The organism is Mesorhizobium kowhaii (genome assembly GCF_042431665.1).
GTDB classification, from domain to species: domain Bacteria; phylum Pseudomonadota; class Alphaproteobacteria; order Rhizobiales; family Rhizobiaceae; genus Mesorhizobium; species Mesorhizobium kowhaii.
In genome coordinates this window covers 1-565 of sequence record NZ_JBHLYT010000232.1, presented here as the reverse complement: position 1 = coordinate 565, position 565 = coordinate 1, and the positions used below count along the sequence as shown (strand labels likewise).

Sequence of the window (565 nt, the reverse complement as noted above, 5' to 3'; positions counted from 1 at the left end):
TGTTGATTGCCACTGAGAACTGACCCGGCAACCCAGGATATTTCCACCGAGAATTGACCCATGTTTGAACCTTGCCCTGCGTGTTTTCAGCGGGGGCTACGGAGTGATCGACATGGCATTATTGAGCGTGATCCGACGCTGGCATTTTCGAGAGCATTTATCGATCCGAGAGATTAGCCGAAGGACCGGCCTGTCGCGGAATACGGTGCGCAAATACCTGCGGGTGGGTGAGGTGGAGCCGAAGTTCAAGGTTCCAGAGCGGCCGAGCAGGCTTGACGCATTTGCCGACCGATTGTCAGCCTGGCTGAGGACGGAAGCCAAAAAGAACCGCAAGCAGAAACGCACGATGAAGCAGCTTCATGCCGATCTGCTGAGCCTTGGCTATGAGGGGTCTTACGGTCGTGTTGCGGCTTTCGCTCGGGAGTGGAAGGCGGATCTGCAGAGGGAATTACAGACGACAGGGCGCGGGACATTCGTGCCGCTTTCGTTCGATCCGGGTGAAGCGTTCCAGTTCGACTGGTCAGAAGATTGGGCGATCATCGGCAACGAACGCACCAAGCTGCAG

Annotated in this window: 1 protein-coding gene; it reads left to right on the top strand. The window is 56.6% G+C overall.

Translation table 11 applies throughout. The features are described from left to right. Window positions 1-112: 112 nt before the first annotated feature. Window positions 113-565, top strand: a 453-nt coding sequence (locus tag ACFFNA_RS39840) for an IS21 family transposase (RefSeq protein ID WP_514132029.1), incomplete at its 3' end; no start/stop codon positions are given.